Source organism: Nonomuraea aurantiaca, assembly GCF_020215705.1.
Lineage (GTDB): Bacteria > Actinomycetota > Actinomycetes > Streptosporangiales > Streptosporangiaceae > Nonomuraea > Nonomuraea aurantiaca.
In genome coordinates this window covers 809,432-825,495 of record NZ_JAIWNB010000001.1, presented here as the reverse complement: position 1 = coordinate 825,495, position 16,064 = coordinate 809,432, and the positions used below count along the sequence as shown (strand labels likewise).

Genomic DNA, 16,064 nt, shown 5'->3' with positions numbered 1-16,064 from the left:
GTCCCTGCTCGCAGGGGCGCCCCATCGTCAGCTGAGGGCCGTGCCCGGTAAGAGGGCCGGTCAGTGGACCCAGGGGGCAAGGTCGGGGCGTTTCGGGTCGAGGCCGTCGCCCGAGGAGGCGCCGCGCAGGCGGCGGGTCACCCACGGCACCAGGTGCTCGCGGATCCACTGCGCGTCCTCACGGCGCCGGGCGCGCGGGTCGAGGGTGCGCTCGGGCCACACCTTGTGCCAGTCGTCGAACGGCACGCCCAGCACGTCGAGGACCCGGGCGGCCACCAGCCGGTGCCCGTCCTGGTTCATGTGCAGCCGGTCCTCGCTCCACGCCCGCCAGTCGCGCAGCCCCTGCATGGACCACTGGTCGACGAGCCGGCACCCGTACAGGTCGGCGATGGAGCGGACGTGCAGGTAGAAGATCGCGAATCGGCCGCGCAGCCGCCGCATCAGCGGCGTGTCGCGCGGGTCGACGCCGGTGAACAGCAGCACGTCGGCGCCGGTGGCCCGCAGGTCGCGCACGGCGCGGGCGAGCCGCTTGGCCATCACGTCGGGGTCGCTGCCCGGCCGGAGCAGGTCGTTGCCGCCCGCGCACAGGCTGACGAGGTCGGGCGCCATCTCGACGGCGATCGGCACCTGCTCGGTGACGATCTGGTCGAGCAGTCTGCCGCGCACGGCCAGGTTCGCGTAGCGGAAGGCCGGGTCGTCGGCCGCCAGCCGCTCGGCCACCCGGTCGGCCCAGCCACGGTAGTGGCCGTTGGTGCCGGGGTCGTTGAGACCTTCGGTAAAGCTGTCACCAAGAGCCACGAAAGAGTGATATTGCCTCATGACCTGCTGTTCATCTCCGCCGTGCCGTGGTGCGTCAGGACATCTGACTGTAGTGCGAACCCCGCCGCCACGCCCGACGCCACCCCGACTCGCGGGCAAAGCAATGGAGCGGAAGGCGGTTGAGGAAAGACGATCGGGGGAAAGGCGTCACCGGCCGACCGCCCGGTAAGCGGCCTCCAGGAGCTCCTCGGACGGCCCTTCCAGGCGCCCCGGCTTCGCCAGCCCGTCGAGCACGACGAAGCGCTGCTTGGCGCCCCGGTTCTTCTTGTCGAGCCGCATGTGGTCGCGGAGTTGCGGCCACGCGTCGGCCCGGTAGGTCGTGGGCAGGCCGACCGAGGTGAGGATGGTCCGGGTGCGTTCGACCAGGTCGATCCCGATGCGCCCGTCGAGCCTGGACAGCTCGGCGGCGAACACCATGCCGATGGCGATGGCCTCGCCGTGGCGCATGGTGTAGTGCTCGGCCCGCTCGATCGCGTGGCCGAGCGTGTGACCGTAGTTGAGGATCTCGCGCAGCCCGGCCTCGCGCAGGTCGGCGCCGACGACGTCGGCCTTGATCTGGATCTTCCGCTCGATCAGCTCGCGGGTGTGCGGCCCCTCGGGCGTGGCGGCGGCCTCGGGGTCGTCCTCGACCAGCATGAGGATGGTGGGGTCGGCGATGAAGCCGCCCTTGATGATCTCGGCGAGCCCGGCCGCGTAGTCGGCACGCGGCATGCTCGACAGCGTGCTCAGCTCGCACAGCACGCCCGCCGGAGGCAGGAAGGTGCCGACGAGGTTCTTGCCCTCGGGGGTGTCGATGCCGTTCTTGCCGCCGACCGCCGCGTCGACCATGGCCAGCAGCGTCGTCGGCACCAGCACCACCTGGACGCCGCGCAGCCAGGTCGCGGCGATGAACCCGGCCAGGTCGGTGGTGGCTCCCCCGCCGACACCCACGACGGCGTCGGAGCGGGTCACGCCGTAGCGGCCGAGGGCGGACCAGAGCTCGGCGGCCACCTCGATCGACTTGGCCGCCTCACCGTCGGGCACGGGCAGCTCCACCACGTCGTATCCGGCGCCGGACAGCGCCTCGCAGACGGGGCGGGAGATCTCGGGCAGGCCCGCCGGGTGGATGACCGCGACCGTGCGTACGCCCGGCTTGAACAGCCCGGCCAGCTCCAGCAGCACGCCGGTGCCGATGACCACCTCGTAGGGGCTGTCGCCGCGGACGGCGATCCTGGTCGCGCTCACGACTGGAGCCCCTTCATGATCTCTTCGGCCAGCTCGGCGGGCTCGCGCTTGTCGGTCACGACCGTCAGGACGGCGAGCCGCTCGTAGATCGGGCGGCGCTCCTCCATGAGCTTCTTCAGCTGGCTGCGCGGGCTGAGCACGAGCAGCGGCCGGGCCGAGGCCAGGCCCACCCGCTGGACCGCGTCGGACAGGCCGACCTGGAGGTAGACGACCGGGTGGCCGGCGAGGAGCTGCTGCGCCTCCTCGTTGAGCACCGCGCCGCCGCCCAGAGCCAGCACGCCGTCGTGCTCAGCCAGCGCCTTACGTACGGCCAGCAGCTCGAGCTCGCGGAAGCGGGCCTCGCCCTCCTCGATGAAGATGTCGGCGACGGGCTTGCCCGCGGCGGCCTCGACGTCGGCGTCGGTGTCGCGGAACGACACGCCGAGCAGGCCGGCCAGCAGGCGGCCGAGGGTGGTCTTGCCGGACCCTGGCGGGCCGATCAGCACGGCCTTGATCATTTGATCACCATCGATGAGAGGTAGCCGGACAGGTTGCGGGCGACCTCCTCGACGGAGTCGCCTCCGAACTTCTCGAGCGCCGCGTCGGCCAGCACCAGCGCGACCATCGCCTCGGCGACGATGCCCGCCGCCGGGACCGCGCAGACGTCGGACCGCTCGTGGTGCGCCTTGGCCGCCTCGCCGGTCTTGACGTCGATCGTGGCCAGCGCCCGCGGGACGGTGGAGATGGGCTTCATCGCGGCGCTGACCCGCAGGATCTCGCCGTTGGTCATGCCGCCCTCGACGCCGCCCGCGCGGTTGGTGATGCGCTTGACGCCGTCGGCCGCGGTGTATTCGATCTCGTCGTGGGCGCGCGAGCCCGGCCGGCGCGCGGTCTCGAAGCCGTCGCCGACCGCCACGCCCTTGATGGCCTGGATGCCCATGAGCGCCCCGGCCAGCCGGGAGTCGAGGCGGCGGTCCCAGTGGGTGTAGCTGCCGAGGCCGGGCGGCAGGCCGTAGGCGAGCACCTCGACGACGCCGCCGAGCGTGTCGCCCTCCTTGTGCGCCTGGTCGATGACGGCGACCATCGCGGCGCTGCCCTCGGGGTCGGCGCACCTGACGGGGTCGGCGTCGATGCGCTCCAGGTCGCCTGGGCCCGGCAGATCCTCGGTGGGCGTCTGGGCGCCGCCGATGGAGGTGACGTGGCTGACGATGTCGACGCCGAGCGCCTGCTTGAGGAAGCGCCTGGCCACCTCGCCGAGCGCGACGCGGGCCGCGGTCTCGCGGGCGCTGGCCCGGTCGAGGACCTGGCGGGCGTCGTCGAAGCCGTATTTCTGCATCCCGGCCAGGTCGGCGTGGCCCGGCCGGGGGCGCGACCTGGGCGCGTTCCTGGCCAGCCCGTCGAGCTCGGCCGGGTCGACCGGGTCGGCCGACATGACCTTCTCCCACTTGGGCCACTCGGTGTTGCCGATGCGGACGGCGATCGGGCTGCCCATCGTGCGGCCGTGCCGGACGCCGCCGGCGATCGTCACCTGGTCCTGCTCGAACTTCATCCGGGCGCCGCGGCCATAGCCGAGCCGGCGGCGGCGCAGGGCCTCGTCGATGGCGGCCGTGGTCACCTCGACCCCGGCCGGCAGGCCTTCCAAGACGGCTACGAGCTCGGGGCCGTGGGACTCTCCGGCGGTCAACCAGCGCAACATGCGTACAAGTCTTCCACGTGCCGCCTAGTGGGATGTCCGGTGTTCACTGGCCGAGACAGAGCGCCGTGAAGGCGCCGAGCAGCATGAACGGGCCGAAAGGGAACTGTGTGTCGCGAGTGGCGCGTCTGGTGACGAGCAGGACGATGGCGTAGAGGGCGCCTGACAGCTGGCCGCCGACGGCCGCGACGACCCACGCCTGCCAGCTCATCGCCGCGGTCGCCATTCCGATCAGCCCCGCGAGCTTGACGTCGCCCAGCCCCATCGCCGCCGGCCGGGCGAACCAGAGCATGGCGTACGCGGCGGCCAGCGCCAGCGCGCCCAGCAGCGCTCTGGGCAGCTCTCCCGTGGGCAGCAGGGTCAGCGCCAGGATCGGGTACGACGGCAGCGTGATCACGTCGGGCAGCCTCGTGGTCCGCCAGTCGATGAGGGCCAGGGCCGTACCGGCCAGGGCGAAGTAGACGTAGGGCAGGCCCGCGCGCCAGGTGACGAGCGCGGCGACGGCGGCGGTGGCCACCTCGACGGCGGGCGGCCAGCGCGGCACGGGCACCGTGCGCAGCACGGCGGCCAGGGCGGCGCGGGCCTCCTCGCGGGTGTCCGGGGGGTTCGGTACGAAGCAACCGGCGAGCGTCCTGACGTAGCGGCCGACGATCAGTCCGAGGAGCGCGACGAGTGCCACCACTCCGCCGACACTACTTCCTGGAGAACCAGCGGCGCTTGCGTACCGGCTCGACGTGGGCCACGGTCACACCGGAGACCTCGTCGAGCGTGCCGGACTCGACGGCGGCGAGCGCTTCCAGCACGCCGCCCTCGATCACGAACGGCACCGGCCCCGCCACGTCCACCACGACCGCCGCGACCCGCTCACCGGCGGCGGCCCGGCAGACCTGGAGCAGGGTGGCCTGGATCGGCCGGGCGTCGGGGCGCCATCTGGCCAGGGACTCGGCGCCGGTGAACGCCGGCACCGCCTCCCTGCCGTCCTTGCCGACGAGCTTGGGGAGCGCCATCTCGCTCTCCTTCTCTTTTCGCAACCGGTGCTCCTGGCGCAGCCCGTGCTCACCCACCTCGGACTCGGTCAGCAGGGCGACCACGGGGACCAGGAGCCGGGCGCCGGTCAGGGCGTTGAGCACCTCGGTGGCGTCCGCCGCGCCGCGCTCGTAGGAGGCCAGGGCGGCGGCCACGGCGGGCGCGGCCGTGCCGTCGTCGCCGGGGTCGAGGGGCTGCGGAATACTGGGCACAACGCCCGAGACTACCCGCGACCCGGCCTACGGTCAGACGCGCGGCCACACGCCCCGAGCATTTCCTATCCCAGGTCGGCGATGGCGGCGACCGGGCCGCCTCCCGACGGGCCCTGGTGGACGGCGGCGACCGAGACGAACACCGCCGGATCACCCGTGACCGCCGCCGCCACTCCCCCCACCGTGGCCTTGATCTGGCGATGCCAGTGCACGTCGGAGTCGTCGAGCATGATGTTGCGCCGCCCCCTGACCCGGCCGGACGGGTCGGCCTCGCACTTCATGAAGACGTTCACCAGGCGGTCGCCGAGGTCGGTGTGGTGCGGCCGCTCGGGGAGCGCAAGGCCGGAGTCGCGGATCGCGTCCCAGATGCCGTCGGCGTCCAGGGCGTCCCGCATCACGCCGTGGCCGATCCGGTAGCGCCCGCCGATCCCCCGTACGTTGCCCACCAGCACGATCTGCGCCCGGTCCAGCTCGACCCCCGACGAGCACGACGCCACCGACGAGTACAGGGACAGGTCCTTGTGGATCTGATCGGCTCGCGGCGGGGCGATCTCGCCGAGGGCGACGGCGATGCCGAGGGCCGTGGTGGAGTTGGACAGGTCCATGGAGGGGCCGGTCTCCTCGATGGCGGTGTCCTGGCCGCGGCTCTTGGCGTCGGTGATGGTGGCCAGCGTGAGCAGGGGCGTCTTGGTCTGCACGTAGTGGACGTCGCGCGGGTCGTCGATGCCCGCGATCTTCATCGCCTCGCGCACCCCGGCCGCGACCTTCTCCACCATCGCCGGGCGGCCGATGTCCTCCGGGAGGATCACGTCGCTCATCGCGACGCCGACCGACACGCGCGGCTCATCCGATCGCGGCGCGCCGGCCGGGTCGGTGGTGGCGAACACGGTGGCGTGCGGGCTGAGCACGCCGTCCGTCCCTCCGGACCACACCAGGGGTACGGTCTCCGGCGCCGGATGCCCCTTGGCCGCCAGCACCTCGCGGAAGGCCCGGTCGGCCAGGATCCGGGTGTAGTCGTTCACACCCCCGTTGCCCTCGGTCTTGCCGATCACCGCGAGCACCCGGTGCGCCTCGATCACCCCGTCGTCGATCAGCCGTGCCAGGCCGGAGGCGTCCGTCACGCTCTCGATCGGCACCTTGCGCACTTCTATCGGATCCGGCATCTCAACCCCTGTTCGATGATTCCCGCGACTCCCAGACGTACCCCGGCGGCACGCAGGACACGCTATCCACCAGCCGATCGGGCTCTCACCGGCAATCTCTGCCCAACGTGGCGGCCGGCCTCGGGGATAGGGTCACCGGTGTGATTCGCGAAGCGCACGTCAACGGGATCAAGCTCGTCTATCGCGAGGAGGGAGACCCGGCCGCTCCCCCGCTGGTGCTCATCCACGGGCGGACCGCCGACCACAACGACTGGAACGGCATCACCCAGCACTTCGCCGCCCGCTATCACGTCTTCGCCATCGACCTGCGGGGGCACGGCGCCAGCGACTACCCGGGCGCGTACGCGCTGGCCGACATGGCGCGGGACGTCGTCGCGCTGCTGGACGAGCTGGGCTTCGAGCGGGCGACGCTGGTGGGGCACTCGCTGGGCGGGGCGGTGGGCTATCTCGTGGCCATGACGTGGCCCGACCGCGTCGAGCGGCTGGTCCTGGAGGATCCGGCGCCGCCGTACGCGATGAAGAACCGCCCGCCGATCGTGGAGGACGGCGAGTCCCCCGGCTTCGACTGGCGGATGGTGCACGAGACCGAGCGGCAGTTCCTCGCGCCCGATCCGGCGTGGGCCGAGGGGCTCGCCTCGATCACCGCGCCGACGCTGGTGCTGTCGGGCGCCAGTCACCTCGACGTCGAGGCGGTGGCCGCGCGGATTCCGGGGGCCAAGCTGGTCACGATCGAGGTCGGGCATCTCATCCACGTCTCCGCCCGGGCGGCGTTCCTGCGGGCCGTGGACGAGTTCCTTGCCGATTGAGCGCCTCAAGCTGGGTAGGCCAGGGTGGGTGCAGGTGAAACGGCGGCTCAGCAGGCTGGCGCTGATGATGCCGACGATCGGGCAGTGCGCCGTGGCGGCGGCACTGGCCTGGTTGGTGGCCAAGGACGTCCTCGGGCACAGCCGCCCGTTCTTCGCGCCGATCGCGGTGATCATCTGCATCGGCGTGGGTCTCGGGCAGCGGCGGCGCCGGATGGTCGAGATGGTCGTCGGGGTCAGCGTCGGCGTGGGCGTCGGCGACGTGCTGGTGTCCTGGATCGGCTCGGGCGCCTGGCAGATCGCGCTCGTGGTGGCGCTGGCGATGGCCGTGGGCGTGCTCCTGGACAGCGGTTCCCTGATCGTCCTGCAGGCCGGGTCCTCGGCCGTACTCGTCGCCACCCTGCTGCCCCCGACGGGCACCGGCGGGGTGAACAGGATGCTCGACGCGCTGGTCGGCGGCGTCATGGGGATCATCGCGATGGCCCTGCTGCCGGCCAGCCCGTTCGCCCTCGTGGCCAAGCAGGCATCGGGGATGTTCGAGGCGCTGGCCGACGCGCTGCGGCGGATCGCGGAGGCGATCGAGGGGTCCGATCCCGGTCTGGCGGCCGAGGCGCTGGAGGCCGCGCGGGGGACGCAGGCGAGCGTGGACACGTTCCGGCAGGCGCTGGGGACCAGCTGGGAGATCGCCACCATCTCACCGCTGCACTGGCAGAGCCGCCACCGGCTGGAGGGGTACGAGAGGGCCGCCGTACCGCTCGATCACGCGGTCAGGAACGCCAGGGTACTGGCCAGGCGGGCCGTCGTGGCCCTCGAGGGGCAGAGCCCGCCGCCCGCCTGGATGCCGGGCGCGCTGCGGGACCTGGCCGACGCGACCCAGCTGCTCCGCGAGGAGCTGGCCCAGGGGCACGAGCCGGATCGGGCCCGCGAGGCGATCCTGGCGGTGGCGTCTCGGCAGGGGGAGAACGAGCGCTGGGGGTTCTCGGCCGGGGTGATGGTCGCGCAGTTCCGGTCGATCGTGGTGGACCTGCTCCAGGCGAGCGGCGGCGACCGCGAGCAGGCGATGTCCGCCCTCCCGCCCCTGGACACGGGCGAAGAGGATGTCCCCTGACGCGGTGATCACCGCGGTCCTGACACGCCCGAATACGGGCAATGTGACCTTAATGTCACAAAGATCCGCCAAGGTAGAGGGGTGCGAACGAGGCTCAGCGATCATGTACGGGAACGGCTGAGCGGGTTCGGCCTGATGGCGCCCTCCATCGCGCAGTGCGCGGTCGGCGCGGCGCTCGCGTGGACCGTCGCCATCCAGCTGCTCGACCACCCTCGCCCGTTCTTCGCGCCGATCTCCGTGCTGATCTGCGTCGGCGTGGGCCTCGGGCAGCGGTTGCGCCGGGTGGCCGAGCTCGTGGTCGGGGTCAGCCTCGGCGTCGGCGTCGGCGACCTGCTGGTGTCCTGGATCGGCTCGGGCGCCTGGCAGATCATGCTGGTGGTCGCGCTGGCCATGACCGCCGCGGTGCTGCTGAACAGCGGGGCGCTCTTCGTGGCACAGGCCGGGTCGTCCGCGGTGCTGGTGGCCGCGCTGGTGCCAGCGGACGGCGCCGGGGGCTGGGACCGGATGGCCGACGCGCTCACCGGCGGCGTCATCGGCATCGCCACGGCGGCGCTGCTGCCCGCCAGCCCTTTCACGATCGCCGCCAAGCACCTGTCGGGCGTGCTCGACGCGCTGTCCACGGTGCTCGAACGGGCCGCCGAGGCGATCGAGAAGCGCGACGTGGACCTGGCCGCCGAGGCGCTGGAGGAGGCGCGCAACACCCAGGCGGCGGTCGCGGAGTTCGAGCGGGCGGTGGAGACCAGCAAGGAGATCACGCTGATCTCGCCGCTGCACTGGCACCGCCGTGGCCGGCTGGCCAGGTACGAGACCGTGGCCGTGCCGGTGGACCTGGCGCTGCGCAACGCCAGGGTGCTGGCCCGCCGGACGCTGGCGGCGCTGGGCGAGACGAGCCCGCCGCCGACCTCGCTGGCCGAGGCGATGCGCGAGGTGTCGGAGGCGGCGCTGCTGCTCCAGCTCGAACTGGCGGCCGGACGCGAGCCCATGCTGGCCCGGCAGGCGCTGCTCGCCGTCGCGGCGCGGGAGCGCCCCGAACGGCTGGGCTTCTCGGCGCACGTCATCATCGCGCAGCTGCGCTCCATCGCCGTGGACCTGCTCCAGGCGACCGGGATGGATCACGAGGAGGCGACGGCGACGCTGACCCCGCTGGACGCGCCGCAGGTCGAGGACCCGAACGACACCAAGAGCGCCAAGGGCTGAACCGTGGCGGAGGTGGACACCCGGAGAGCCCACCTCCGCCACGGAAGCGCGGACGGCGACCGCCCGACCGGCCACCAGCCGACCGGCAGCCGTCAGAGCGGCAGTCGTCAGAGCGGCGGCCGTCAGAGCGTGATCAGGGCCGCTTCGGCTTCGAGGGTGGCGGCGGTGGCGTTGATCACGGCGGCCACGCGCAGCGCCTCCTGGATGTGCTCGCGCGGCAGGCCGGAGCCGCGCAGCACCCGCTCGTGCGACTCCAGGCACCGGCCGCAGCCGTTGATCGCGGAGACCGCCAGGCACCACAGCTCGAAGTCGCCCCGGTCCACACCCGGATCGCCCATCACGGTCATCCTGAGCCGGGCGGGCAGCGTCGCGTACGTCTCGTCGCCGATGAGGTGGGTGGCCCGGTAGTAGACGTTGTTCATCGCCATGATCGAGGCGGCGGCCTTGGCGGCGGTGAACGCCTCGGCCGACAGCTTGCCGGCGGCCTCCGCGCAGACCGCGGCGATGACCCGCCCGGACCTGGTGGCCAGCGCGGCGGCCAGCACCGTGCCCCAGAGCTGCTGGTCGGTCAGCGGCGAGGTGGTCGTGATCGAGCCCAGGTTGAGCCTGATGTCCTTGGCGTAGCCGGGCAGCGCCGCCTTCAGCTCGTCGATGCTCATGAGCCCTCCGGCCGGCCGTGTCCGTAGATCCGCTCACTCACTGGGCCAGCAGCCTCCGCGCGTCGAGACCGGCCTCGCCCTTGCTCCAGTTGCAGGGGCACAGCTCGTCGGACTGCAAGGCGTCGAGGACCCGCAGGACCTCCTTGACGTTGCGGCCCACGGATCCGGCGGTCACCATCGTGAACTGGATCTCGTTGTGCGGATCCACGATGAACGTGGCCCGCTTGGCCGCGCCGTCGTCGCCGAGCACCCCGCACGCGCCGCTCAGCTCGCGCTTGACGTCGCTCAGCATCGGGAACGGCAGGTCACGCAGGTCGTCGTGGTGCTTGCGCCAGGCGTGGTGGACGTATTCGGAGTCGACGGAGACGCCGAGCACCCGCGTGTCGCGGTCGGCGAACTCGCCGTTGAGCCGGCCGAACTCGGCGATCTCGGTCGGGCAGACGAAGGTGAAGTCCTTCGGCCAGAAGAACACCACGCGCCACTTGCCCTCGTAGGTCTTGTGGTCGATCTCCGCGAACGCCCGCTCGGGGTCGAGGCCGACGCACGCCGTGAGCGCGTACTCGGGAAAGCGGTCACCAACGGTGAGCACGATCTCGTCTCCTTCGGGGGGTCGGGGCCCAGAGATGATCCCTGTCGGGGAGGGGCTCCTACCCTAGCTCACCTGCGCTCATTTCTCGCTGTAGCCGAACAACTACACTTCCGAGTGTCGGCTAGGCCGACAGGCGCTTGAGCCGGGTGACCGCCTCGTCGATGACCTCGTCCTTCTTGCAGAACGCGAACCGGACGAAGTGCCTGCCCCGCTCGGGGTGGTCGTAGAAGACCTGCGTCGGGATGGCCACCACCCCCACCAGCTCCGGCAGCCGCCGGGTCAGCTCCAGCCCGTCCTCGAAGCCCAGCGGCCGGATGTCGGTCTGCACGAAGTAGGTCCCCGACGGCCTGAGCACCTCGAACCCGGCCGCCGTCAGCCCCTCCATCAGCCGGTCCCGCTTGTGCCCCAGCCCGTCGCAGAGCGCCGACACCCACTCCAGCTCGTTGCGCAGCCCGTACGCGACCGCGAGCTGCCACGGCGCGCTCGCGGTGAAGGTGAGGAACTGCTTGACCGTCTGCACCGCCGTGATCAGCGAGGCGGGCGCGCAGATCCAGCCCGTCTTCCATCCGGTGACGGAGAACGTCTTGCCTGCCGAGGAGATCATCACCGTGCGTTCGCGCATGCCGGGCAGCGTCGCCAGCGGGATGTGCTCGACGCCGTCGAACGTCAGGTGCTCGTACACCTCGTCGGTGATCGCGATCAGCCCGGCCTCCTGGCAGAGCTCGGCAATGACGGTCAGCTCGGCGCGGGTGAACACGGTCCCGGTCGGGTTGTGCGGGGAGTTGACGAGGATCGCCCGGGTACGCGGCGTGACGGCGGCGCGTAGTTCGTCCGGGTCGAAGGTGAATCGTCCCTCCACGGGCCGCATCGTCACCGCGACCAGCCGGGCCCCGGCCAGCGCGATGGAGGCGGCGTAGGAGTCGTAGTAGGGCTCGAAGGCGATCACCTCGTCGCCCGCCTCGCACAGCGCCAGGACGGCGGCCGCGATCGCCTCGGTGGCGCCCACCGTCACCAGGATCTCGCCGTCGGCCGCGTAGTCGAGGCCGTAGTGGTCGGCCCGGTGCTCGGAGACGGCCTGCCGCAGCTCCGGGACGCCGGGGCCGGGCGGGTACTGGTTGGCGCCGGACACGATGGCCTGCACCGCCCGGTCGAGCATCGCGGCGGGCCCGTCGGTGTCGGGGAATCCCTGGCCCAGGTTGATCGAGCCGGTCTGTACGGCCAGCGCGCTCATCTCCGCGAAAATCGTCGTGCCGAAGGCGCGCATCCGGGATACAAGTGGTTCCGTCACGGCCCCACACTATTAGTCTCGTCCCGTGATCATTCGGGTCCTCCTGGCACTTGCCCTCTCCGCGCCGCCCGTCATGAGTCCGGGCGGTGTCGAGAAAAGCGCGTGTCCCGTCGTCATGCCCGACCATACGACCTGCGGCTTCCTGGTCGTCCCCGAGCGCAGGGACACGCCGGGCAAGGTCATCAAGGTCGGCTACGCCGTGCACGCCTCGACGGCCAAGGACCGCAAGCCCGACCCGGTCGTCTACATGAGCGGCGGCCCGGCCTCGGCGTCGATGCAGCTGACGGGGTTCTTGAGCCAGATGTTCCCCGACCGTGACGTGGTGGCCGTGGAGCAGCGCGGCAGCAAATACTCCCAGCCGACGCTGGGCTGCCCGGAGACGGCCGAGGCCATGCTGGACCGGCTGCGCGAGCCGTCGGCCGACGTCGGCGCCGCCGCGCTGAAGTGCCGCGAGCGCCTCGCGCAGCAGGGCGTGGACCTGCGCGGCTACAACACCAAGGAGATCGCCGCCGACGTCGTCGAGCTGCGCAAGACACTCGGCTACCCCACCTGGAACCTGTTCGGGGTCAGCTACTCGACCCGGGTCATGATGGACGTGGCCGCCGCCGATCCGGCGGGCGTGCGCTCGGTGGTGCTCGACTCGTACCTGCCGGAGAAGGTCGGCTGGTACGACGACGCCGACCGCAATTTAACCGACACCGTGACCAAGCTGGGCCTGCGCGAGCCGTTCGAGGCGATGGTGACGCGGCTGAACGCCCGCCCCGCTCGGGTGCCGACCACCGACCCGCTGCTCGGCACCGGTTTCGCCGCCCGCCTGACCGGCGACGACGTCTCGACGATCATGGCGGAGGCGCTGCACGAGGCCGACGTGCTCGCCGTGGCGCCGGCGATGATCGACGCCCTGAGCAAGGGCGACGACGAGCTGCTGCGCCCGCTCGCCGACGAGGTGGGCGACGCACTGGTCTCGCACGAGTTCGGGCTGTATCACGCGGTGCAGTGCCAGGACGAGGTCCCGTTCAACACATTCACCACAAAATCCCGACTTTTCACCGTAAATAGTGACAAAGCGGTGTGTGATGCCTGGAAGCTTCCCAAGTCGGCACCCGTCAACGCCACCACGAAGGCCCCGGTGCTCGTGGTGGGCGGCCAGTACGACCCCACGACGCCGACCAGGACCAGCGAGCCCGCCGCCAAGAGCCTGCCCAACGCCCGCTTCGTGGAGTTCGCGGGCACGGGCCACGCGGTGTTCCTGGTCAACGGCTGCGCCCGCCGCCACATCCTGGCCTTCGTCGACACCCCGTCAGGCGGGGCGGCCGCACCGTGCTCGCCCGAGAAGGCGGCCGTCTACCCGCGGCTGAACCCGGGCGACGTACGGGTGACCGGCGCCTCCTACCAGATCTCGTTGTCGCCCTGGCTGGCCGCCCCGTTCGCGCTGTTCGCGCTGGTGTCGCTGGTCCAGCTGGTCGCGGGCGCGCTGAAGGGCCGGGCAGTGGCCGCCTTCGCCGGGCTGGCGGGGACGGCGTTCACGGGGCTGGCCGGGGCGGCGGTGTGGGGCATGCTCAAGGAGAACGAGACCGCGCTGGCCGTCGGCCTGCCCGCCTCGGTCTGGCCGTACACCTGGGTGGCGGTCGGCTCGGCCGTGCTCACGCTCGGCGCGCTCGCGCTGCGCCGGGGCTGGCCGCAGGCGGTGGCCGCCGTCACGGCGGCCGGATTCCTCGTATGGTGGTTCGCCTGGATCCTGTGAGGCGTATCCGAGAGCTCGACGCGCTCCGCGGCTTCGCGGTGGGCGGCATCATGCTGGTCAACACCTGGCAGCACGCCGTGCACGAGCCCAAGAACGGCATCGACTGGACGATCGACGCGCTGTTCCAGAGCCGGTTCTATCCGATCTTCTCGCTGCTGTTCGGCATCAGCTTCGTCCTGGTCCTGGAGCGGGCCGGGCGGTGGGTGCTGGTGCGCCGGCTGTTCTGGCTGCTGTGCTTCGGGCTGCTCCAGCGCACCTTCTACAGCGGCGAGGTGCTGACGGCCTACGCGGCGTTCGGGGCGCTGGTGCTGCTGCCCGCCTCGTTCCTGGCCGGCGGGCTGCCCATGGTGATCCTCGGGGTGGCCACGGTCGTGTGGGCGGTGTGGGTCGGGGCGGGGCCGATCCTCATCCCGGCGCTGTTCCTGCTCGGCATGGCGCTGATGGAGTCGCGCCCGTCCGGGCGGCTGCTGCTGCCGGTCTTCGCGGTCAGCGCGCTGGCCTCCGCCCTGCTCACCGCCGCCTGGACCACCAACCACAACTGGACCGTCTACAGCACGGCCGCGCTCGCCGGGGCCACCGCCTACTCCACCGGCCTGCTGCTGGCCCTGCGGACCCGGTGGTCGGCGCCGCTGTCGGCGGTGCTGGAGCCGCTCGGGCGGATGGCGCTGACCAACTACATCTCCGGCACGCTGGTGATCTCCCTAGCGGGCCACCTGCTCAAGAGCGACCCGACGCGCTGGTGGGTGCTCGTGGTCACGGTGGCGACGCTGGCCGTACAGGTGCCGTTCAGCGCGTGGTGGCTGTCGAGGTTCAGGTACGGCCCACTCGAGTGGATCTGGCGATGCCTGACCTGGTTTCGAGGGGTGCCCAACCGGTTAGAGTCGGGCCGTGACCAGAATCGCCCTCTGCCAGATCCCGGTGTCTCCTGACCCGCCGGCCAACCTCAAGAGGGTCCGCGAAGCGCTCGCCAGGGCCGAAGGCGCGGACCTGGCGATCTTCCCCGAGGCGACGCTGACCCGCTACGGCAGCCGCATCACCGACCTGGCCGAGCCGCTCGACGGGCCGTTCGTCTCCGGCGTGGCGCAGGCGGCCCGCGAGCACGGCATCGCGGTGATCGCCGGCGTGTTCGAGCCGGGCCCCGGCCGGGTGCACAACACCGCCGTGGCCATCGACGCGCACGGCTCCGTCAAGGCCGCCTACCGGAAGATCCACCTGTTCGACTCCTTCGGCGCGAAGGAGTCCGAGCTGGTCGCCCCGGGCGGCGAGCCCACCGTGGTGGAGCTGGCCGGACTACGCGTCGGGCTGATCACCTGCTACGACGTCCGGTTCCCCGAGCTGGCCAGAGCACTGGTCGACCAGGGCGCCGAGCTGTTCGCGGTCATCGCCGCGTGGGGATCGGGCCCGCTCAAGGAGGACCACTGGATCACGCTGGTCCGGGCGCGGGCGCTGGAGAACACGACATGGACCGCCGCAGTCGGCCAGGCACCCAATCCGGCCGAGTCGACCGACGGTTTCGGGGTGGGCCGCAGCATGCTGGCCGACCCGCTCGGTGTAGTCCGCGCCGATCTGGGCACCAATCCGGGCATTCAGGTCGTGGAGGTGGACCCGGAGGTGACCGCCGCGGCCAGGACCGCCCTGCCGTGCCTCGAACATCGCGTACTAGGTATCAAGCGATCGTAAAGTAGAACAGTGAGCAGAACGCAGATGCAGAAGGTCGTCCCGCCGCGTCTGCTCGTGCCATACCTTTCGGGTAAACGCACGGTCATCTCCGGCTACGTCTACCGGCTCCAGGACTGCGTCCGGCTGACGACCCCCAGACAGCTCTACTACGGACTCGACCTTTCGTTCGAGGGATCGGAGCTGACGGCCGACGTGCCCGAGCTCTATGTCATGCGCTGGTACGCCCGCGACGCCGACACCTACGCCGTTCCGTACGGACCGCATATGGGCGGTGACTGGAGCGACGCGCCACCGTTCGCGGGAAACGGGTTCACCACCTCGCGCGAGCACGTGGTCCCGCAGTTCCACACCACACCGATCCCCATCCCCGCGGGCGCGCAGATCGTGCACATCACCCCCGAACATGAGCGGCCGTTCGCCGCCTACGACGGGCTCACCTGGCGGCCCGCCGCATGAGTGACGACATCACGCCCGTAGCCGCCGGCTTCGTCGCGCGGTTCGCCGAGCGCACACTGCCCGCCGCGCTCGGCCCGGAGAGCGACCAGGTGGTGCTGTTCAGCGAGGAGGAGCTCGACGGGTTCGAACCGGCCTCCGGCTACTGGCGGCGCACTGTCGGCCGCGCCGAGCTCGACTGGCTGGTGCTGATCCGCACGGTCGGCGCGTTCGGCGGCGAGCCGTGCATCGTGCTCGACGAGGACGACGACGGCCTGCACATCGCCTACACCGGCCACAGCGGCATGAAGGCGGAGGCGCTCGGCTACTGGATGGTCGACCACGGCGCCTACGAGGTCGTGGTGCCTCGCGAGGAGGTCTTCTCGATCCGCGTCGAACGGATTCCCGTCCCCTAGTCAACCGACGCCCGCCTTGGGTGTCTCTGTAC

General features: G+C 71.5%; 18 protein-coding genes. 8 read left to right on the top strand and 10 right to left on the bottom strand.

Going from position 1 to position 16,064, the window contains the following annotated elements; all coding sequences use genetic code 11:
• Positions 1-60: 60 nt before the first annotated feature.
• The 7 genes from LDL49_RS03785 to bar form a co-directional block, all read right to left on the bottom strand.
• Positions 61-819: an SGNH/GDSL hydrolase family protein gene (locus tag LDL49_RS03785; protein ID WP_225289454.1), complete on the bottom strand. Its 759-nt coding sequence runs from the start codon at positions 817-819 to the stop codon at positions 61-63.
• Positions 820-966: 147 nt separating this feature from the next.
• The gene (gene aroB, locus LDL49_RS03780; protein WP_225289453.1) at positions 967-2,043 is read right to left on the bottom strand and encodes a 3-dehydroquinate synthase; all 1,077 of its coding nucleotides are present in this window, start codon (positions 2,041-2,043) and stop codon (positions 967-969) included.
• Positions 2,040-2,540: a shikimate kinase gene (locus tag LDL49_RS03775; RefSeq protein WP_225289452.1), complete on the bottom strand. Its 501-nt coding sequence runs from the start codon at positions 2,538-2,540 to the stop codon at positions 2,040-2,042. The genes aroB and LDL49_RS03775 overlap by 4 nt, the downstream gene beginning before the upstream one ends.
• Positions 2,537-3,718: a chorismate synthase gene (gene aroC / locus LDL49_RS03770; protein ID WP_225289451.1), complete on the bottom strand. Its 1,182-nt coding sequence runs from the start codon at positions 3,716-3,718 to the stop codon at positions 2,537-2,539. Before aroC ends, LDL49_RS03775 begins: the two co-directional genes overlap by 4 nt.
• 43 nt (positions 3,719-3,761) lie before the next feature.
• Positions 3,762-4,397, bottom strand: coding sequence for a prepilin peptidase (locus LDL49_RS58175; RefSeq protein WP_225289450.1), 636 nt, complete (start codon positions 4,395-4,397; stop codon positions 3,762-3,764).
• Positions 4,398-4,407: 10 nt separating this feature from the next.
• The gene (locus tag LDL49_RS03760; protein ID WP_225289449.1) at positions 4,408-4,953 is read right to left on the bottom strand and encodes an SseB family protein; all 546 of its coding nucleotides are present in this window, start codon (positions 4,951-4,953) and stop codon (positions 4,408-4,410) included.
• Positions 4,954-5,018: 65 nt separating this feature from the next.
• Entirely contained in the window at positions 5,019-6,116 is a 1,098-nt protein-coding gene (gene bar / locus LDL49_RS03755) for a barbiturase (RefSeq protein WP_225289448.1), read from the bottom strand.
• Positions 6,117-6,256: 140 nt separating this feature from the next.
• Here bar and LDL49_RS03750 point away from each other — a divergent pair, with 140 nt between their 5' ends.
• The 3 genes from LDL49_RS03750 to LDL49_RS03740 all read left to right on the top strand — a co-directional run bounded on the left by LDL49_RS03750 (position 6,257) and on the right by LDL49_RS03740 (position 9,224).
• Positions 6,257-6,922 (top strand): alpha/beta fold hydrolase, encoded by a 666-nt coding sequence (locus LDL49_RS03750; protein WP_225289447.1) that lies wholly within the window; start codon positions 6,257-6,259, stop codon positions 6,920-6,922.
• 34 nt (positions 6,923-6,956) lie between these two features.
• Positions 6,957-8,027, top strand: a complete 1,071-nt coding sequence (locus LDL49_RS03745) for an FUSC family protein (protein WP_225289446.1) — start codon at positions 6,957-6,959, stop codon at positions 8,025-8,027.
• 81 nt (positions 8,028-8,108) lie between these two features.
• On the top strand, positions 8,109-9,224 hold the full coding sequence (locus LDL49_RS03740; RefSeq protein ID WP_225289445.1) for an FUSC family protein: 1,116 nt from the start codon (positions 8,109-8,111) through the stop codon (positions 9,222-9,224).
• 122 nt (positions 9,225-9,346) lie between these two features.
• Here the strand turns inward: LDL49_RS03740 and ahpD are convergent, their stop codons facing one another.
• The 3 genes from ahpD to LDL49_RS03725 all read right to left on the bottom strand — a co-directional run bounded on the left by ahpD (position 9,347) and on the right by LDL49_RS03725 (position 11,760).
• Positions 9,347-9,883 (bottom strand): alkylhydroperoxidase, AhpD family, encoded by a 537-nt coding sequence (gene ahpD / locus LDL49_RS03735; RefSeq protein WP_225289444.1) that lies wholly within the window; start codon positions 9,881-9,883, stop codon positions 9,347-9,349.
• A gap of 37 nt (positions 9,884-9,920) precedes the next feature.
• Positions 9,921-10,472: a peroxiredoxin gene (locus LDL49_RS03730; RefSeq protein WP_225289443.1), complete on the bottom strand. Its 552-nt coding sequence runs from the start codon at positions 10,470-10,472 to the stop codon at positions 9,921-9,923.
• Positions 10,473-10,593: 121 nt separating this feature from the next.
• A complete protein-coding gene (locus LDL49_RS03725; protein ID WP_225289442.1) occupies positions 10,594-11,760 on the bottom strand; it encodes a pyridoxal phosphate-dependent aminotransferase in 1,167 nt (388 codons plus the stop codon).
• Positions 11,761-11,785: 25 nt separating this feature from the next.
• On the opposite strand from LDL49_RS03725, the gene LDL49_RS03720 reads away from it, so the two are divergent.
• Genes LDL49_RS03720 through LDL49_RS03700 form a run of 5 tightly spaced genes read left to right on the top strand, consistent with a single transcriptional unit; the run spans position 11,786 to position 16,032 of the window.
• Complete coding sequence (locus LDL49_RS03720) at positions 11,786-13,504, top strand: alpha/beta fold hydrolase (protein ID WP_225289441.1); 1,719 nt, start codon at positions 11,786-11,788, stop codon at positions 13,502-13,504.
• A complete protein-coding gene (locus tag LDL49_RS58170) occupies positions 13,501-14,433 on the top strand; it encodes a DUF418 domain-containing protein (protein ID WP_225289440.1) in 933 nt (310 codons plus the stop codon). Before LDL49_RS03720 ends, LDL49_RS58170 begins: the two co-directional genes overlap by 4 nt.
• Entirely contained in the window at positions 14,393-15,184 is a 792-nt protein-coding gene (locus LDL49_RS03710; protein ID WP_225289439.1) for a carbon-nitrogen hydrolase family protein, read from the top strand. Before LDL49_RS58170 ends, LDL49_RS03710 begins: the two co-directional genes overlap by 41 nt.
• A 9-nt stretch (positions 15,185-15,193) precedes the next feature.
• On the top strand, positions 15,194-15,640 hold the full coding sequence (locus tag LDL49_RS03705; RefSeq protein WP_225289438.1) for a hypothetical protein: 447 nt from the start codon (positions 15,194-15,196) through the stop codon (positions 15,638-15,640).
• Positions 15,637-16,032 (top strand): UCP033725 family protein, encoded by a 396-nt coding sequence (locus LDL49_RS03700; protein ID WP_225289437.1) that lies wholly within the window; start codon positions 15,637-15,639, stop codon positions 16,030-16,032. Before LDL49_RS03705 ends, LDL49_RS03700 begins: the two co-directional genes overlap by 4 nt.
• Positions 16,033-16,064 lie beyond the last annotated feature (32 nt).